The 16,119-nt window shown below is 71.6% G+C and carries 16 protein-coding genes and 1 pseudogene; 11 read left to right on the top strand and 6 right to left on the bottom strand.

Annotated elements, in window-relative coordinates; all coding sequences use genetic code 11:
* Positions 1-22 precede the first annotated feature (22 nt).
* Together meaB and N5I75_RS01745 are read left to right on the top strand one after the other, a co-directional pair.
* On the top strand, positions 23-979 hold the full coding sequence (gene meaB / locus N5I75_RS01750; RefSeq protein ID WP_476673503.1) for a methylmalonyl Co-A mutase-associated GTPase MeaB: 957 nt from the start codon (positions 23-25) through the stop codon (positions 977-979).
* A 704-nt stretch (positions 980-1,683) separates the two neighbouring features.
* A complete protein-coding gene (locus tag N5I75_RS01745) occupies positions 1,684-2,910 on the top strand; it encodes an MFS transporter (protein ID WP_476673501.1) in 1,227 nt (408 codons plus the stop codon).
* Positions 2,911-2,946: 36 nt separating this feature from the next.
* Here the strand turns inward: N5I75_RS01745 and N5I75_RS01740 are convergent, their stop codons facing one another.
* Positions 2,947-3,567, bottom strand: coding sequence for a PepSY domain-containing protein (locus tag N5I75_RS01740; protein ID WP_476673499.1), 621 nt, complete (start codon positions 3,565-3,567; stop codon positions 2,947-2,949).
* A 133-nt stretch (positions 3,568-3,700) separates the two neighbouring features.
* On the opposite strand from N5I75_RS01740, the gene N5I75_RS01735 reads away from it, so the two are divergent.
* The gene (locus N5I75_RS01735; protein ID WP_476673497.1) at positions 3,701-4,372 is read left to right on the top strand and encodes a response regulator transcription factor; all 672 of its coding nucleotides are present in this window, start codon (positions 3,701-3,703) and stop codon (positions 4,370-4,372) included.
* Complete coding sequence (locus N5I75_RS01730; protein ID WP_476673495.1) at positions 4,369-5,865, top strand: sensor histidine kinase; 1,497 nt, start codon at positions 4,369-4,371, stop codon at positions 5,863-5,865. Before N5I75_RS01735 ends, N5I75_RS01730 begins: the two co-directional genes overlap by 4 nt.
* A 90-nt stretch (positions 5,866-5,955) precedes the next feature.
* On the opposite strand, the gene N5I75_RS01725 is transcribed toward N5I75_RS01730, so the two are convergent.
* The 4 genes from N5I75_RS01725 to N5I75_RS01710 all read right to left on the bottom strand — a co-directional run bounded on the left by N5I75_RS01725 (position 5,956) and on the right by N5I75_RS01710 (position 8,647).
* Complete coding sequence (locus N5I75_RS01725; RefSeq protein WP_476673493.1) at positions 5,956-6,432, bottom strand: MarR family winged helix-turn-helix transcriptional regulator; 477 nt, start codon at positions 6,430-6,432, stop codon at positions 5,956-5,958.
* Between the two features lie 126 nt (positions 6,433-6,558).
* The gene (locus tag N5I75_RS01720) at positions 6,559-7,308 is read right to left on the bottom strand and encodes an AIM24 family protein (RefSeq protein WP_476673853.1); all 750 of its coding nucleotides are present in this window, start codon (positions 7,306-7,308) and stop codon (positions 6,559-6,561) included.
* A 41-nt stretch (positions 7,309-7,349) separates the two neighbouring features.
* Complete coding sequence (locus N5I75_RS01715; protein ID WP_476673491.1) at positions 7,350-8,009, bottom strand: AIM24 family protein; 660 nt, start codon at positions 8,007-8,009, stop codon at positions 7,350-7,352.
* Positions 8,009-8,647 carry an AIM24 family protein gene (locus tag N5I75_RS01710; RefSeq protein WP_476673489.1) on the bottom strand — a complete coding sequence of 213 codons (639 nt, stop codon included), beginning with the start codon at positions 8,645-8,647 and terminating at the stop codon, positions 8,009-8,011. The genes N5I75_RS01715 and N5I75_RS01710 overlap by 1 nt, the downstream gene beginning before the upstream one ends.
* Before the next feature lie 162 nt (positions 8,648-8,809).
* Here N5I75_RS01710 and N5I75_RS01705 point away from each other — a divergent pair, with 162 nt between their 5' ends.
* The 6 genes from N5I75_RS01705 (at position 8,810) to N5I75_RS01680 (ending at position 13,740) form a co-directional block, all read left to right on the top strand.
* On the top strand, positions 8,810-9,163 hold the full coding sequence (locus N5I75_RS01705; protein WP_394430319.1) for a DUF3817 domain-containing protein: 354 nt from the start codon (positions 8,810-8,812) through the stop codon (positions 9,161-9,163).
* Positions 9,160-9,492, top strand: coding sequence for an MTH1187 family thiamine-binding protein (locus N5I75_RS01700; RefSeq protein ID WP_476673487.1), 333 nt, complete (start codon positions 9,160-9,162; stop codon positions 9,490-9,492). The genes N5I75_RS01705 and N5I75_RS01700 overlap by 4 nt, the downstream gene beginning before the upstream one ends.
* Positions 9,493-9,579: 87 nt before the next feature.
* Positions 9,580-10,089 (top strand): MarR family winged helix-turn-helix transcriptional regulator, encoded by a 510-nt coding sequence (locus N5I75_RS01695; protein WP_394430315.1) that lies wholly within the window; start codon positions 9,580-9,582, stop codon positions 10,087-10,089.
* Positions 10,090-10,198: 109 nt separating this feature from the next.
* Entirely contained in the window at positions 10,199-10,537 is a 339-nt protein-coding gene (locus tag N5I75_RS01690) for a DUF3817 domain-containing protein (RefSeq protein ID WP_476673484.1), read from the top strand.
* Positions 10,538-10,653: 116 nt separating this feature from the next.
* Positions 10,654-12,354, top strand: a complete 1,701-nt coding sequence (locus N5I75_RS01685; RefSeq protein ID WP_476673851.1) for an acyl-CoA mutase large subunit family protein — start codon at positions 10,654-10,656, stop codon at positions 12,352-12,354.
* Positions 12,355-12,855: 501 nt separating this feature from the next.
* A complete protein-coding gene (locus tag N5I75_RS01680) occupies positions 12,856-13,740 on the top strand; it encodes a hypothetical protein (RefSeq protein WP_476673482.1) in 885 nt (294 codons plus the stop codon).
* A 14-nt stretch (positions 13,741-13,754) separates the two neighbouring features.
* Here the strand turns inward: N5I75_RS01680 and N5I75_RS01675 are convergent.
* Positions 13,755-14,410, bottom strand: a pseudogene (locus N5I75_RS01675) (TetR/AcrR family transcriptional regulator).
* Positions 14,411-14,771: 361 nt separating this feature from the next.
* Between N5I75_RS01675 and N5I75_RS01670 the strand changes: the two are divergent.
* Entirely contained in the window at positions 14,772-15,743 is a 972-nt protein-coding gene (locus N5I75_RS01670; protein WP_476673480.1) for a tetratricopeptide repeat protein, read from the top strand.
* The last annotated feature ends 376 nt before the right edge of the window (positions 15,744-16,119 follow it).

Here is a 16,119-nt window from a genome sequence, read left to right as displayed (position 1 = left end):
AGTCCGACCGAACGGAGCTGTGATGCAGGACGTCCCCACGCTGGTCGCCCAGGCGAGAGAGGGCAGGCCGCGCGCCGTGGCCCGGCTGATCTCCCTGGTGGAGGGGGCGTCCCCGCAGCTCCGTGAGGTCATGGCCGCGCTCGCGCCGCTCACCGGGAACGCGTACGTGGTCGGGCTCACCGGATCGCCCGGGGTCGGCAAGTCCACGTCCACGTCCGCGCTGGTCAGCGCGTACCGGCGGGCCGGGAAGCGGGTCGGGGTGCTCGCCGTCGACCCGTCCTCGCCGTTCAGCGGCGGTGCGCTGCTCGGCGACCGGGTGCGGATGTCCGAGCACGCGTCCGACCCGGGCGTCTACATCCGCTCGATGGCCACGCGCGGCCATCTCGGCGGCCTCGCGTGGGCCGCGCCGCAGGCGATCCGCGTCCTGGACGCGGCGGGTTGCGACGTCGTCCTGGTGGAGACCGTCGGCGTCGGCCAGTCCGAGGTCGAGATCGCCGCGCAGGCCGATACGAGCGTCGTACTGCTCGCCCCGGGCATGGGGGACGGCATCCAGGCGGCCAAGGCCGGAATCCTGGAGATCGGCGACGTCTACGTGGTCAACAAGGCCGACCGCGACGGCGCCGACGCCACCGCCCGCGAGCTGAACCACATGCTCGGCCTCGGCGAGGCCCGCGCCGCCGGTGACTGGCGCCCCCCGATCGTGAAGACCGTCGCGGCGCGCGGCGAGGGCGTCGACGAGGTCGTCGAGGCCCTGGAGAAGCACCGCGCCTGGATGGAGGAGCGCGGCGTCCTGACCGAGCGCCGGGCGGCGCGCGCCGCCCGCGAGGTCGAGACGATCGCGGTCACGGCCCTGCGCGAACGCATCGGCGACCTCTCCGGCGACCGCCGCCTCGGCGTCCTGGCGGACCGCATCGTGACGGGTGAACTGGATCCGTACAGCGCGGCGGACGAGCTGGTGGAGGGGCTGACCAACACCTGAGCCCTCCGGGCACGGGCGGGCGGGGCGGGCCCCGCTGGTATGTGCGTCCCGCGGGTGTTAGATGCCGCGCCGTGCGGGTGGAGGGGTTTGCGGGCATGTGCGGGCCCTGGGCGCTCTCGGCGCCGCGCCGTGTCGGCGGAGGGGCTCGCAGGCATTCGCGGGCTCGTGGGCGCTCTCGGTGCCGCTCGGGGCTGGGCGAAGGCCTCGCCAATGCTGTGGCCGACGGGCGTCGTGGGCTCCTCTCCGAGCTGGTCGAGGGGGCTCTCCCTGAGGCCCCGCGAGGGCCCTCTGCGCCTCTCCGCGCTGGTCGACGGGCTCGCCCCAGCTGCAACCTCCGGGTGCCGCCCGCGCCGCCTCGGGGCAGAAAGCCGATCGGCAGCTGAGGCCCCACCCCGCGCTCCTCCGCGCTGAGCAAAGCCCTCACCGGCGCCCGCGCTGCCCGCGCTGAGCCGAGCCCTCACCGGTGCCCGCACCCCCGCGCACCCCGTGCTCTCCACGCTGAGCCGAGCCCCCACCGGTACCCGCGCCCCCGCGCTGCCCGCGCTGAGCCGAGCCCCCACCGGGTGCCCGCGCCCCCGCGCACCCCGCGCTCTTCTGCGGCGCCTGGCGCCTCTGCTAGCTTGGCCGTGTGACCTTCCTTCGTGCGTAGAACTCCGGTGCGTCGACGCCCCGTTGAGTTCACGTGTGCCCGGAGGAAATCCATCATGTACGCCGCTGTTCTGCGAACCCCGTATGCCCTGCGCACCTTCGGTGCCGCCCTGCTCGGGCGGTTGTCGTACGGGGTCGTGTCCCTCTCCCTGATGCTCGCGGTGCAGGCCGCCACCGGCTCGTACGCCGTCGCGGGCACCGTCATGGCGGTGTTCGGGGCCGCCAGTGTCCTTCTGTCGCCGCTGCGCGCCCAGTACATCGACCGGTACGGGCCGCGTCGCGCGCTGACCCCGATGGCCCTCGGGTACGCGGCGCTGCTCGCGGTGGTCGCCGCCGTGACCTGGCGGCCGGGGGCGCCCGGCGCGCTGCTCGTCGGGCTCGCCCTGTGCGCGGGGGCCGCGACGCCGCCGCTCGGCCCGGCCATGCGGACCGTGTGGTCCCGGAGCCTGACCGACCGGCGGCTCCTGCAACGGGCCTACAGCCTCGACGGAGTCGCCGAGGAGCTGCTTTTCGTGTCCGGGCCGCTGATCGTGGGCGTGCTCGTGCTGGTCGCGCCCGCCGCGCTCGGCGTCGCCCTGAGCGCCGGGCTCGTCGCCGTCGGGACCCTGGGGTTCGTCGCCTCGCCCATGGTCGGGACGGCGGTTCCGGTGCGACGGGAGCGGCGGGAGCGGGCCCGCGTCCTGGGGCGGATCAGGCGCCCCGTGCTCGTGACCCTCGGCGTCGGCATCGCGCTCGGCGCGGCCGACCTGCTGGTGCTGGCCTTCGCCGAGGACCGGGGCCGGGCCGACGCGGCGGCCTGGGTCCTCGCCGCGCTGTCGGCGGGCAGCGCGGTCGGCGGCCTCGTCAACGGCGCCGTCGACTGGCGGCGCCCCGCCCGTACCCGCCTGACCCTGCTCGCGTTCGGCCTCGCGGCGGCGCTCGGGGCCGCGGCCCTCGCCCCCGGCCTGCTCACCCTCACGGGGGCAGCGGCCTGCGTCGGCCTCTTCGTCGCACCCGCGCTGACGACCGCGTACCTCATCGCGGACGAGACGGTCGACCCGGGCCTGCGCACACAGGCGGGCGCCTGGGTCAACACCGCGGTGAACGCGGGCAGTTCGGGCGGCGCGGCGGGCATCGGCCTCCTGGTGGGCCACGCCCCGCTGCCCGTCTGCTTCGCGGCGGCGGCGGTGGCCCCGCTGCTCGCGGGGCTGTTCGCCGCGACGCCCCGACTCGCGGGGCCGGTGCCCGGCGAAATCAAGCCCCTCCGGCGCTTGAGGAGCGGGGTCCGGGGCGGAGCCCGGTGACCCGCGCCTCGGCCCCGGACGAGCACCCGGTACCGCTCAGTCGTCGTCCCCGTCGTCGTCGGCCGAGCGGTCCAGCGACACCGCACCCGACCGGAGGTCGACCCGCCAGTCCTGCTGCTTCCCGTTCGCCGACGTCGTCTCGACCTCCCAGGCCTTGACGGCCCCGTCGTCATCCGCGTCGACCGAGGTCACCGTCCCCTTGGCCGCGGCGGCGCGCGCCGCGTCCTCGGCGGAGACGGACGCCCCCTTCAGCGCGGAGGCGACCCGCGCCGCGTCCCCGTCGTCGTCCTTCTCGCTGTGCGCGCCGAGCACCTTCCCCGTACCGGGGTCGACGTCCACGTCGTGCCACGTGTGGCCGGAGCCGATGATGTCGACCTCCCAGACCAGGCGGCCGTCGTCGGAGTCGAGATCGGCGCCGGTCGCGGTGCCCGGCGTGTGCTTCAGGGCGGCGGCGATCGCGTCCTCGGCCTTCACCTTGGCGCCCTTGGCCTCGTTCGCGTTCTCCCGCGCGTCGCTGACCCCGTCGTCCTTGACACGCACGCTCGACTTCGGGCCCGCCGAGCCGTCGTCGTCGGCGACGGCCACCGCGGTCGCGGCGCCCCCGCCGAGCAGGGCGACGGCGGCGAGGGCGGAGATGACGGTCGTACGGCGCTTCATGAGGTTCTCCCGTTCGCAGAGACGGTCAGGTCGGCTCCGTGTGGTGCCGGGAACCAACCTGCCGAAGCGACCCTGAAGCCCCGCTGAAGCACCCTGAAGGTTTCTTCAGGTTCGGCCTGCCACCCTTGCTGCCATGCGCTTGCTGATCGTGGAGGACGAAAAGCGGCTCGCCCTGTCGCTCGCCAAGGGGCTCACCGCCGAGGGCTACGCCGTCGACGTGGTCCACGACGGCCTGGAAGGGCTGCACCGGGCGGGCGAGGGGGCGTACGACCTCGTCCTCCTCGACATCATGCTGCCCGGCATGAACGGCTACCGCGTCTGCGCCGCCCTGCGCGCCGCCGGCAACGACGTGCCGATCCTCATGCTCACCGCCAAGGACGGCGAGTACGACGAGGCCGAAGGGCTCGACACCGGCGCCGACGACTACCTGACCAAGCCCTTCTCGTACGTGGTCCTCGTCGCCCGCGTGAAGGCCCTGCTGCGCCGCCGCGGCAGCGCGGGCAGCGCCTCGCCCGTGCACACCGTCGGCCCGTACGCGGTGGACACCGCCGCGCGCCGCGTCACCCACGCCGGGGACGGGGAGGTCCCGCTCACCGCCAAGGAGTTCTCCGTCCTGGAACAGCTCGTCACGCGCGCGGGGGAGGTCGTCTCCAAGGCCGACATCCTGGAGCACGTCTGGGACTTCGCCTACGACGGCGACCCGAACATCGTCGAGGTCTACATCAGCGCCCTGCGCCGCAAACTGGGCGCCTCCCTCATCCGCACCGTGCGCGGCGCCGGTTACCGCCTTGAGGTGCCCAGGTGAGGCGCGCCTTCGGCTCCGTACGCGCGCGTGCCGCGCTCGCCGCCACCCTCGTCGTCGCGATCGCCCTGGTCGCGGCGGGCGCCGCCGTGCTGCTCGCGCTGCGCGCCAACCTCACCGAACAGGCGGACAGCACCGCCGACTCGGGCGCGCGCCGCGTCGCCACGGCCCTGGCCACCGGCACCGCGCCCGGCGCCCTCGACCTGGACGACGAGGACCAGCCCGTCCAGGTCGTCGACGGCGACGGACGGCTCGTGGCCGCCTCGGAGGACCTGGAGCGGATCGACGGCACCGGCACGCGCGCGGTGCGGCCCGTCCCCGCGAAGGCCGCCCAGGACGACAGCGAGGACGGCGACGACGGCAACGGCGATGGCGGCGACGGCGACGGCAACGGCGATGGCGGCGACGGCGGCAATGGCGGCGACGGCGGTCCGGGTGAGGACGACAGCACCGGCCCCGGCAAGGTCTCCGATTCCACCGACTACAGCGGCGGCAGCGCCACCGTCGACGGCGACAGCGCCGACTACCGGTTCGCCGAGGTCACCGTCGACGACACCGCCTACGGCGAACTGACCGTGTACGCGGGCGCCCCGCTCTCCGCCGAACAGGGCGCGACCTCCACGGCGCTGACCGCGATGCTGATCGGCTTCCCGGTGCTGCTCGTGGTCGTCGGCGGCGTCACCTGGCTGGTGACCCGGCGCGCGCTGCGGCCCGTCGAGGCGATCCGCGCCGAGATGGCCGCCGTCACCGCCTCCCGCGACCTGGCGCGCCGCGTGCCCGAGCCGGACACCCACGACGAGGTGGCCCGCCTGGCGCGGACCACGAACGAGACGCTCGCCGCGCTTGAGGAGTCCGTCGAGCGGCAGCGCCGGTTCGTCGCGGACGCCTCGCACGAGCTGCGCAGCCCGATCGCGAGCCTGCGTACCCAGCTCGAAGTGGGCGCGGCGCACCCCGAGTTGCTCGATGTGCCGGGCGCGGTGGAGGACACCGTACGGCTGCAGGAGCTGGCGGCCGATCTGCTGCTGCTCGCGCGGCTCGACGCGGGGGAGAAGCCGGGCGCGGCCGAGGTCGATCTCGCCGCGCTGGTCCGCGAGGAGCTGTCCCAGCGGAGCGGTGACCGCCTCCCGGTCGCCGTGGAGGCGCGGGGGAGTGCGCGGGTGAGCGGCTCGCGGAGCCAGCTGGCGCGGGTGCTCGGCAATCTCGTGGACAACGCGCAGCGGCACGCCCGTACCAGCGTCCGCGTCACCCTGTCCGCCGGGCGGGGCCGGGCGGTCCTGGCCGTCGCGGACGACGGGGACGGCGTGCCGGCGGGCGAGCGGGAGCGGATCTTCGAGCGGTTCGTCCGGCTCGACGACGCGCGGTCCCGGGACGGCGGCGGGGCCGGTCTGGGCCTCGCCATCGCCCGGGACGTGGCCGAGCGGCACGGCGGCACCCTGACGGTGCGCGCCGCGCCGGACGGCGGAGCCCTGTTCGAACTCGTACTGCCTTTGAAGTGACCGGTGCGAATTAGTTGGGGAAAACTGTTCGGAAAAGGTGCGGCACGGGGGAAGTCGGCGGTCCTCCGTACCTCACACGATTCGCAGCTGTCACGGTTTGCCGCGCTGCGAACGCAGATGCTCGGCGATGGGTGCGAGCGCCTTGGTGAGGTTGGCCAGGTCCTCCGCCGGGACGAGATCGACGAAGTGCTGGCGCACGGACGCCACATGGTGCGGGGCGACCTTCTGCATGGTCTCCAGGCCGAAGTCGGTGAGCACGGTGTACAGGCCGCGCCGGTCCGACTCGCAGTTCTCGCGGCGTACCAGGCCCGCGTTCTCCATGCGGGTGATCTGGTGCGAGAGCCGGCTCTTGGACTGCAGCGTCGCCGCGGCCAGGTCGCTCATCCGCATCCGGAGCTCCTCGGCCTCGGAGAGGTTCACGAGGATCTCGTAGTCGTTCATCGTCAGGCCGAAGGGCTGGAGATCCTTCTCCAGCTGGTAGTTGAGCAGCCTGTTGACCTCCAGGTGGGTGCGCCAGGCGCACTGCTCCGCGTCGGTCAGCCATTGCGTGGCCGTGTCGGTCTCCATAAATCGATTCTACCTAAGAAGTTGAAAGGCGAACGAATGTGGGGGTTGTGACGCCTCGCACCCCTGGCGACCGCTGCCGATCGCTATGGGGTCACGCGTTCGACGTCACACTCCGCAGACTACCGCTCACAGCCCGAAGCGACGCTGGAGGTCCCCGAGCTGTCCGGGAAGGCGCGGTGCCGGTGGCTGACCTGCGCCTGCACCGGGTGCGCCGCCCGGGACGCCCGCCTGGTGAGGCACGTCACCCGTCAGCCGCTCGGGCATCAGCGCCTCACTGGACTGCAGCAGGACCGTCCCCGCGCCGACGAACTCGAACTGGTGCTCCTCGCCGGAGACCCCGCCGACGCCCGTCATCGCACGTAGACCGCCGATCACGCCGGTCAGATAGGCATGGTCGTAGTGGTGGCACGGCGACGGGCAGTCGGCCCAGCCCACCAGCGCCTGCGGGTCTACCCGCACGGGCGGTTCCATGAACACCACGGGACCGTTTGAAGCCGCGACGAATTTGCCGGTGCCAATGAGTGTCAGAAAGCCCGGCACAATCGATTGCTTCAGCGCGAGACTTGGCTGAAAAGCGAGCAGATTGCCCGCCCGGATGGTCAGATTGCCGTCATCCAGGTCGTAGGAGTTCACGTCGAAGGCGCGGTCCGCGAGGAGCATCTTGCCGCTGCCCTCCGCCACCACCCAGTCGCTCGCGTGCAGCGGCGAGTGGAACGAGGTGCGCACGAGCCGGTCGAGCCGGCCGTGCCCGATGCCGTTGAACTCCATCCGCCCGTAGTAGGCGATCATCTTCCCCTTCTGCAGGAACCACTGACTGCTCTTGAGTTCCACACAGAAGGTGTACGCGTTGACGTTGTCGTCGACGGGCAACGTCATCGGGTCGAAGACCACAGGGCCACTCACGCCACTCACGCCGGTCACAGCTTCTCCTCCGAGGCCTGGACGTACACCGCGCCGCTCCCGCTCAGCTCCAGCTGGAACGCCTCGCCGCTGCCGCGGCCCACCATGTCCCGCCAGCCGAGCGCCGTGGACAGCTTGTTGCGGACGTCCCCGTGGTGGGCGACGTACGCCTGCGGGTCGACGTGCACGGACCGGCCCGGGGTGATCGGCACCTCGATGACACCGCCGTGCGCCATGACGGCGACGGACCCGTGCCCCTTGAGCGTCGTCGTGAACAGACCCTGTCCGCTGACCTGGCCGCGCACCATGCCCATGACGCCGCCCTGCGAGCCCATGAACATCGTGCCCTGCCGGAGCGTCCCCTCGAAGGCGAGCAGCCGGTCCGCCTCCACGTACAGCGTGTCGCCGGAGAGCGTGATCACCTGCACGTGGTGGCCGCCGTGCCCGAACAGCACGGTTCCGCTGCCCTCGACGGTCATCAGCGGCGTCGCCTCGTTGGCCACGCGCCGCCCGAGCATGGACATCAGGCCGCCCTGCCCGCCCTGCACGTTGGGCGTGAAGGAGACCTCGCCCTTGTAGGCGAGCATCGCGCCGCGCTGGCTGTAGAGCCGCTGCCCCGGCACGACGGTCACCTCGACCATCTTGGAGTTGATCTCCCGGAAGTTCGCCGGCGGCATCACACATCACCCGCGATCGTGTTGCGCTCACTGGGCTGGACGTAGACGAGCCCGTCGCCCTCGAACCGGATCTGGAACGCCTCGCCGCCGCCCTCCCCCAGGAACGTACGGAAGGTGACGCCGGACTGGAACGACTGGTTGAGGTTGCCCTGGTGCGCGATGTACGCGCCCGGGTCGACGGTCAGCGGGTAGTCGCGGCTGACCCGGAGCACCACGGCCGGGCCGTCACTCATGATCGCCGCCTGGCCGTGCCCCTCGACGGTGGTCGTGAAGAGCCCGTTGCCCTGCGAGGCGCCGCGCATCCCCGTGAAGCTGGTGCCGGTGCGCAGCCCCGCGTCCGTGCACAGCAGGTTGCTCGACTCCACGAAGAGCTTGTCGCCGCGCAGCTCCACAAGATTTATCTCGCTCGCCCGGTCGGCGAACCAGCAGGTGCCCTGCCCCTTCACCTCCATCACCACCATCTGCTCACCGGTGATGCGGCGCGTCACCATCCCGCGGATCCCCTCACCGCCACCGGTCAGTTTCTTGAACGTCATCCGGCCGTCGTACGCGACCATCGACCCGTTCTTCGCCTTGACGCTGTCGCCCGTCATGTCGACGGCGAGCATCTTGCTGCCCTGCAGCCGGAACGTTGCCACGGGTCGAAGGTAACCGGGCCGGGGAGCCCGCCGACAGGGCCCGAGGCGCGCGATGCCACAATGAGGAACGCTTGTGCGTCCTTTCACAAGATCGACGCGCACGCCGCACCGCCCGTACCACCACCCGCCCGTCGCTCCCGCTTCTCACGCCGAAGGTGCCCCGTGGACATCAAGACCGCCTCAGCCCTCCGCCGCCTCCGCCTCGTCTCCGCGCCGGAGGCCGTCTCCTTCCTCCTGCTCATCGTCTGCTCGGTGCTCAAGCGCACGACCGACTTCAACGCGGTGCCGGTGATGGGCATGGTGCACGGCATCCTCTTCGTGCTCTACGTGCTCTTCTGGCTGGACGCCTGGAACCGTACGAAGTGGAGCTTCGGCCGCGCGGCCCTCTACTTCGTCCTCTCCGTCCTGCCGACCGGCGGCTTCTTCGCCGAGCGCAAGCTGAAGCGCGAGGCCGACGACGCGGTCAGCCAGGTCATCGCCGCCCGGGCCCGCCAGGAAGGGATCGTGAACGCATGATCGTCGCCTTCTCCGTGACCCCGCTCGGGGTCGGCGAGGACGTGGGGGAGTACGTGGCCGACGCGGTCCGCGTCGTCCGCGAGTCCGGCCTGCCGAACCGCACCGACGCGATGTTCACCTCCGTCGAGGGCGAGTGGGACGAGGTCATGGACGTCGTCAAGCGCGCCGTCGCGGCGGTCGAGGCGCGTGCGCCCCGGGTGTCGGTGGTCATGAAGGCGGACATCCGGCCGGGCGTCACGGACGGAATGACGTCGAAGGTGGCGACCGTCGAGCGCCACCTCGCCGACGGACGCGCCGACGGACGCGCCGACGGTCGCGCCGACGGCTGAGCCGCGTGGGCCGGCCGGGACGGAGCCGACCGGCCAAAGAGCGAGACAGGGCTGACCACCATGTGACCGGCCGGTAAGGTCGGAGACGTGCCGAAGCCGCTCAGTCTTGCCTTCGATCCCATCGCCCGCGCCGACGAACTCTGGAAGCAGCGCTGGGGATCCGTGCCCTCCATGGGCGCCATCACCTCGATCATGCGCGCGCACCAGATCCTGCTCGGCGAGGTCGACGCCGTCGTGAAGCCGTACGGGCTCACGTTCGCGCGCTACGAGGCACTGGTGCTGCTCACCTTCTCCAAGGAGGGTGAGCTGCCCATGTCGAAGATCGGCGAGCGCCTCATGGTGCACCCCACGTCGGTCACCAACACGGTCGACCGCCTGGTGCGCTCCGGCCTCGTCGCCAAGCGCCCCAACCCCAACGACGGCCGCGGCACGCTCGCCACCATCACCGACAAGGGCCGCGAGGTCGTCGAGTCGGCGACGCGCGACCTGATGGCGATGGACTTCGGGCTCGGGGTGTACGACGCCGAGGAGTGCGGGGAGATCTTCGCGATGCTGCGGCCCCTGCGGGTGGCGGCCAACGACTTCGACGAGGAATGAGGCGGCCCCTGCGAGGGGCGGCCAACGACGTCGACGAGGAACGAGGCGGCGGATTCCGCTCCCCGGGCCCGGCTGAAGATCGCGCAAATCGGGCGGTTACGCTCGTCCCATGAAGAAGAGCGTGCTGACCCGCTACCGGATCATGGCCTACGTGACCGGTGTGCTCCTGGTCCTCCTGTGTCTCGGCATGATCGCCAAGTACGCGCTCGGTATGGACGGCGCGGCGGACGCCACGCGCGTCATCGCCATCGCGCACGGCTGGCTGTACGTCATCTACCTGGTCTTCGCCTTCGACCTCGGGTCCAAGGCGAAGTGGCCGGTCGGCAAGCAGCTCTGGGTGCTGATCGCGGGGACGATCCCGACGGCGGCGTTCTTCGTCGAGCGCAAGGTCTCGGCGGAGCTGGAGGCCAAGGTCACGGAGGACGGCGGGAAGCTCGCCAAGGCGTGAGCTTCTTCGTGGCCGCGTGCCGCTGAGTACCACTGAACCGCTCGCACTCGGGAGTGTGAGCGGTTCGCCATCGACATTTACTAGGACGTCCAAGTAAATTGGGTGGCATGGGAAGCATGGACGCTGACGCCATCGCGGAGGGCCGCCGCCGCTGGCAGGCCCGGTACGACTCCGCCCGCAAGCGGGACGCCGACTTCACGACGCTGTCCGGAGACCCCGTCGATCCGGTGTACGGGCCACGGCCCGGGGACACGTACGACGGGTTCGAGCGGATCGGCTGGCCCGGCGAGTACCCCTTCACGCGCGGGCTGCATCCGACCGGCTACCGCGGCCGCACCTGGACCATCCGCCAGTTCGCCGGGTTCGGCAACGCCGAGCAGACCAACGAGCGCTACAAGATGATCCTCGCCGCGGGTGGCGGCGGCCTCTCCGTCGCCTTCGACATGCCGACGCTCATGGGCCGCGACTCCGACGACCCGCGCTCGCTCGGCGAGGTCGGCCACTGCGGCGTCGCGATCGACTCGGCGGCCGACATGGAGGTCCTCTTCAAGGACATCCCGCTCGGCGACGTCACGACGTCCATGACGATCTCGGGGCCCGCCGTCCCCGTCTTCTGCATGTATCTGGTGGCCGCCGAACGCCAGGGCGTCGACCCGGCCGTCCTCAACGGCACGCTCCAGACCGACATCTTCAAGGAGTACATCGCGCAGAAGGAGTGGCTCTTCCAGCCCGAGCCGCATCTGCGCCTCATCGGCGACCTGATGGAGCACTGCGCGGCGTCCATCCCGGCGTACAAGCCGCTGTCGGTCTCCGGCTACCACATCCGCGAGGCGGGCTCGACGGCCGCGCAGGAGCTGGCATACACGTTGGCGGACGGCTTCGGCTACGTGGAACTGGGCCTGTCCCGCGGCCTCGACGTGGACGTCTTCGCCCCCGGCCTCTCTTTCTTCTTCGACGCGCACCTCGACTTCTTCGAGGAGATCGCCAAGTTCCGTGCCGCGCGCCGGATCTGGGCGCGCTGGATGCGCGACGTGTACGGGGCCCAGACGGACAAGGCACAGTGGCTGCGCTTCCACACCCAGACGGCGGGCGTCTCGCTGACGGCGCAGCAGCCCTACAACAACGTGGTGCGTACGGCGGTTGAAGCTTTGGCGGCAGTCCTCGGCGGGACGAACAGCCTCCACACCAACGCCCTCGACGAGACCCTCGCGCTGCCGAGCGAGCAGGCCGCCGAGATCGCGCTCCGCACCCAGCAGGTGCTGATGGAGGAGACCGGCGTCGCCAACGTCGCCGACCCGCTCGGCGGTGCCTGGTACGTCGAGCAGCTCACCGACCGCATCGAGGCCGACGCCGAGAAGATCTTCGACCAGATCAAGGAACGCGGCCTGCGCGCCCACCCCGACGGGCGGCACCCCATCGGCCCCATGACCTCCGGCATCCTGCGCGGCATCGAGGACGGCTGGTTCACGGGTGAGATCGCCGAGTCGGCGTTCCAGTACCAGCAGGCCCTGGAGAAGGGCGACAAGCGGGTCGTGGGCGTGAACGTGGCGCACGGTTCCGTCACCGGGGACCTGGAAATCCTGCGGGTCAGCCACGAGGTGGAGCGGGACCAGGTCCGCGTGCTCGGGGAGCGGAAGGCGGCGCGGGACGAGTCGGTCGTCCGGGCCGCGCTCGACCGGATGCTGGCCGCCGCCCGCGACGAGTCCAACATGATCGCGCCGATGCTCGATGCGGTGCGGGCGGAGGCGACGCTCGGGGAGATCTGTGGGGTGCTCAGGGATGAGTGGGGGGTGTACACGGAGCCGGCCGGTTTCTGACCGGGACGAGGTCCCGGGCGCCCGCCTGTGGACGCTGCTGCCGGGTGCGGGCCCCGTCGTGGCTGGTGGCGGGGTTCCCCGCGCCCCTGGGTGGGTGCCCTCTTGCGTCGCTGTTGGGTGCGAGGCCTGTGGTGGCTGGTCGCGCAGTTCCCCGCGCCCCCTAGGGGGGTGTCCCTTTGGCGTCGTCCTCGGGTGCGCCTTCCGTCGTGGTTGCTCGCGCAGTTCCTCGCGCCCCTGAGATGCGCACTTCGTGCGCCATCTCAGGGCGTGGGCACGGGTGTGCGCCAACCCGGATGCGCGTCTGGGAGTGCGCCATCGCAGGGCGCCCCAAGGGGGAAGGCGCGGCGTAGCCGCAAGCCTTCAGGGGCGCGGGGAACTGCGCGACCAGCCACGGCACCACCCGCGCTTCGCAACGCAACCGCGCACATCGGACTGGGCGGCGAACAACCTTGATCGGGTCGCACCGGGCAGGTATCAAGTCTGACCGGCGAAAGGACCACGATGACCAAGCTGGTGTCCCTCCCGGGCTGGGGTGTGACGGACGACCTCAACTGGTTCGCGACCGGCGCCTTCTTCGAGGACGCCGCCGTGTTCATCCTGGACCGCGTCCAGGACCCGCGCCTGACCGAGGAACTGGCCGGCGCGGCGGCCTCGGGACACCTCTTCGTGGCGGACCTCCCCGAACCCACGCGGGCCGAGGTCCTGACGGCGCTCCGCGACGACTTCCCCGCCTATGTGGACAGGGAGATCTACCCGCCTGCCGTGGTCCGCGGCATGGACTACGCGGACGTCTTCGTGGCCCGCGCGAAGTCCTTGGCGGACATGGCCGAACGGAGTCTCGCCCTCCGTACGGCGTCGGGCCGGGGGGCCGCGGAACCCCTCGGCCCGACGGCCCTCAGCGCGCGGGCCCACCCCGGAGCACCGCTCGCGGGCCGCCTCCTGTGGTCGCGGGACGGGAACATCGACTTCCTCCCCGAGGACCGCTCGGCGCCCCTGGCGAGGGCCGGCTCCACCGGCTCCACCTCGATCCTCCTGGGGGCCGTACGGATCGCGGTAGGCGTCACGACAGGGCAACTGCTGTACGTACGAGGCCACGCGCCCCGCCCGACCTGGCTCCCCGCGAGCCTTCCCGCGCCGCTCGCGGAGCCGGGAACCGTCCACGTAACGCCCGACAGACCCTTCCTGCCCGGCGTGCCGTTCACGCTGGAGCCCGGCGAGGACTGGAAGGTCGAGCACGACGAACGGTCCGGTCGGCTGCGCGTCGCGGTGACGTCGGGGCACGAGGCGGCCGGGCAGGGAGAGGCGGTGACGATGATCGCGGCACACACCGGGATCGGGTTGCGCGCGGGGCGCATCTCCTCGGTCTGGTTGCGGACCCGCGTCTGACGCTCGTGCGGCTGTCAGCGGTCCGGGGAGCCGGCCGCCGGGTCAGGTCGATGCGACGCCAGGCCGCCGAGCAGCAGGGCCGTGAAGCGGCGGACCCAGTTCGCGTCCACCGGTTCTGCGCTGACCAGCGTCCGGTGCACCACCGCGCCCGCCGCCACGTCGAAGATGAGGTCCGCCGTGGCCGCGGCGGCGGCGGGGTCGGGGGAGGTGGGGAGTTCGCCTCGGCGCTCGGCTCGGGCGCGGCCCTCCAGGACGAGACGTTTCTGCCGGTCCACGATCGAGGTGCGGATGCGTTCGCGGAGGGGTTCGTCGCGGGTGGATTCGGCGACCACCGCCATCAGCGCCGTCTTCGTCTCCGGGCGGTCCAGGATCGCCGCGAACTGGAGGACGACCCCTTCGATGTCGGCGGCCAGGGAACCATTGTCGGGGAGTTCGAGTTCATCGAAGAGGACGGCTACCGCGTCGACCACGAGTTGTTCTGCGCTGCCCAGCGCCGGTAGAGCGTTGTCTTCGCGACACCCGCCCGCGTCGCCACGTCGCCGAGCGTCAGTTTCGACCAGCCCAGGTCGACCAGCGCCGCACGCGTGGCTTCGAGGATCGCCTCGTCCGCCGCGGCTGAGCGCGGCCGGCCGAGTCGACCCGCGCTGGACGGCGGCGTGCGGCTCTGCATGGTCGCGACCATACCGGCCAGTAGGTGGGTTGGCGCGCGTGAGCCAGATCACCCGGGCCCGCCCTCCGCGTCCTGCGTAGGACAGTTACGCTACGAGCCGTAGCGAAAGCTCGATAGTGTGATCTCGCCGCGGCCCGAACTCCGATCTGCACCCGGAGCCGGTCCGGACGAGCGGCAACCACGGATGCCGGGTGGGGACCCGGCATCACAGGCGCCGGGTGGGGACCCGGCGCCGCACCTCAGGAAAAGAAGTACCAGGCCGAGTCCGCTCCGTGTCTCTTCATTGCGTCTCGCAATCCGGCGGGAGGCCACGGAGCGGTACCCGGCCCACAGCGGGCCGCCGAAGGGGGAGAATGCACGCATGCAGCCACGGAACATGTCCATGAGCGGAGTCGTCGATCTCGCCGCGGTGAAGGCGGCCCAGGAGGCCAAGGCCAAGGCGGAGCAGGCGCGCGCCGAAGCCGCCCGGCAGGGCGGCGGCCCCGCCGCCGTGTCGCCGTCCAGCCTCGTCATCGACGTCAATGAGGCGGACTTCGAGCGCGACGTCCTGCAGCGCTCCACCGAGGTGCCCGTCGTCATCGACTTCTGGGCCGAGTGGTGCGAGCCCTGCAAGCAGCTCAGCCCCCTCCTGGAGCGACTCACCGTCGAGTACGGCGGGCGCATCCTCCTCGCGAAGATCGACGTCGACGCGAACCAGATGCTGATGCAGCAGTTCGGCGTGCAGGGCATCCCGGCCGTCTTCGCGGTCGTCGCCGGGCAGGCGCTGCCCCTCTTCCAGGGTGCCGCCCCCGAGGCCCAGATCCGGGGCACCCTCGACCAGCTGATCCAGGTCGCCGAGGAGCGCTTCGGGCTCACGGGCATCGCCGTCGACCCGGGCGCCGAGGGCGCGGCGCCGGTCGCCGAGACGCCCGCCGGTCCGTACGACGCGCTGCTCGAAGCCGCTGTCCAGGCGCTCGACGCGGGCGACCTCGGCGGTGCCATCCAGGCGTACAAGAACGTGCTCTCCGACGACCCCGCCAACACCGAGGCCAAGCTCGGCCTCGGCCAGGCCGAGCTGTTGCAGCGCGTGCAGAACCTCGACCCGCAGGCGGTCCGCAGGGACGCCGCCGAGAAGCCCGGCGACGTGCAGGCGCAGATCGCCGCCGCCGACCTGGACCTCGTGGGCGGACATGTCGAGGATGCTTTCGGCCGACTTGTCGACGCGGTGGCCCGCTCCGCCGGCGACGACCGCACGGCGGCGCGCGTCCGTCTCCTCGAGCTGTTCGAGATCGTCGGTGCCGACGACCCCCGCGTGATCACCGCGCGTACGGCCCTGGCCCGGGTTCTTTTCTGAGCTGACAGCTACGTGCCCTTAAACCCGCGGCATGTGATGCCGAGGTGAAAATTTCGGCCCCAAGGGCCCGCAGCGGCCGCGCTTTACCAAAACTTGGTAAACGCGGCCGCTGTTACTTGGAGTAAGTCGAAGCTCTCCTTCCGTCCGGTTTCGTACCGATATCAATCTGTTTGCCGCCGCTGTGGGCGGCACCCTGCGTTGCTGTCCGATGTCGGGCCGTCGTGGCGCGGTTACTCGTCCGTTACCCATGAGTAACGAACCCCCTTGTGCGAGCGCCGGGAATGCACCACGATCGGGCACGCTCGGTCCACTTCCTCACTTTCCCGACAACCACTCGGGCAGCGAGGGTTCTGGGTCCCCACCGAGCAGGTCGGCG

It is taken from the genome of Streptomyces sp. R818 (genome assembly GCF_056172735.1).
The sequence above is the reverse complement of the archived record's forward strand: the minus strand, read 5'-3'. Positions and strand labels throughout refer to the sequence as shown.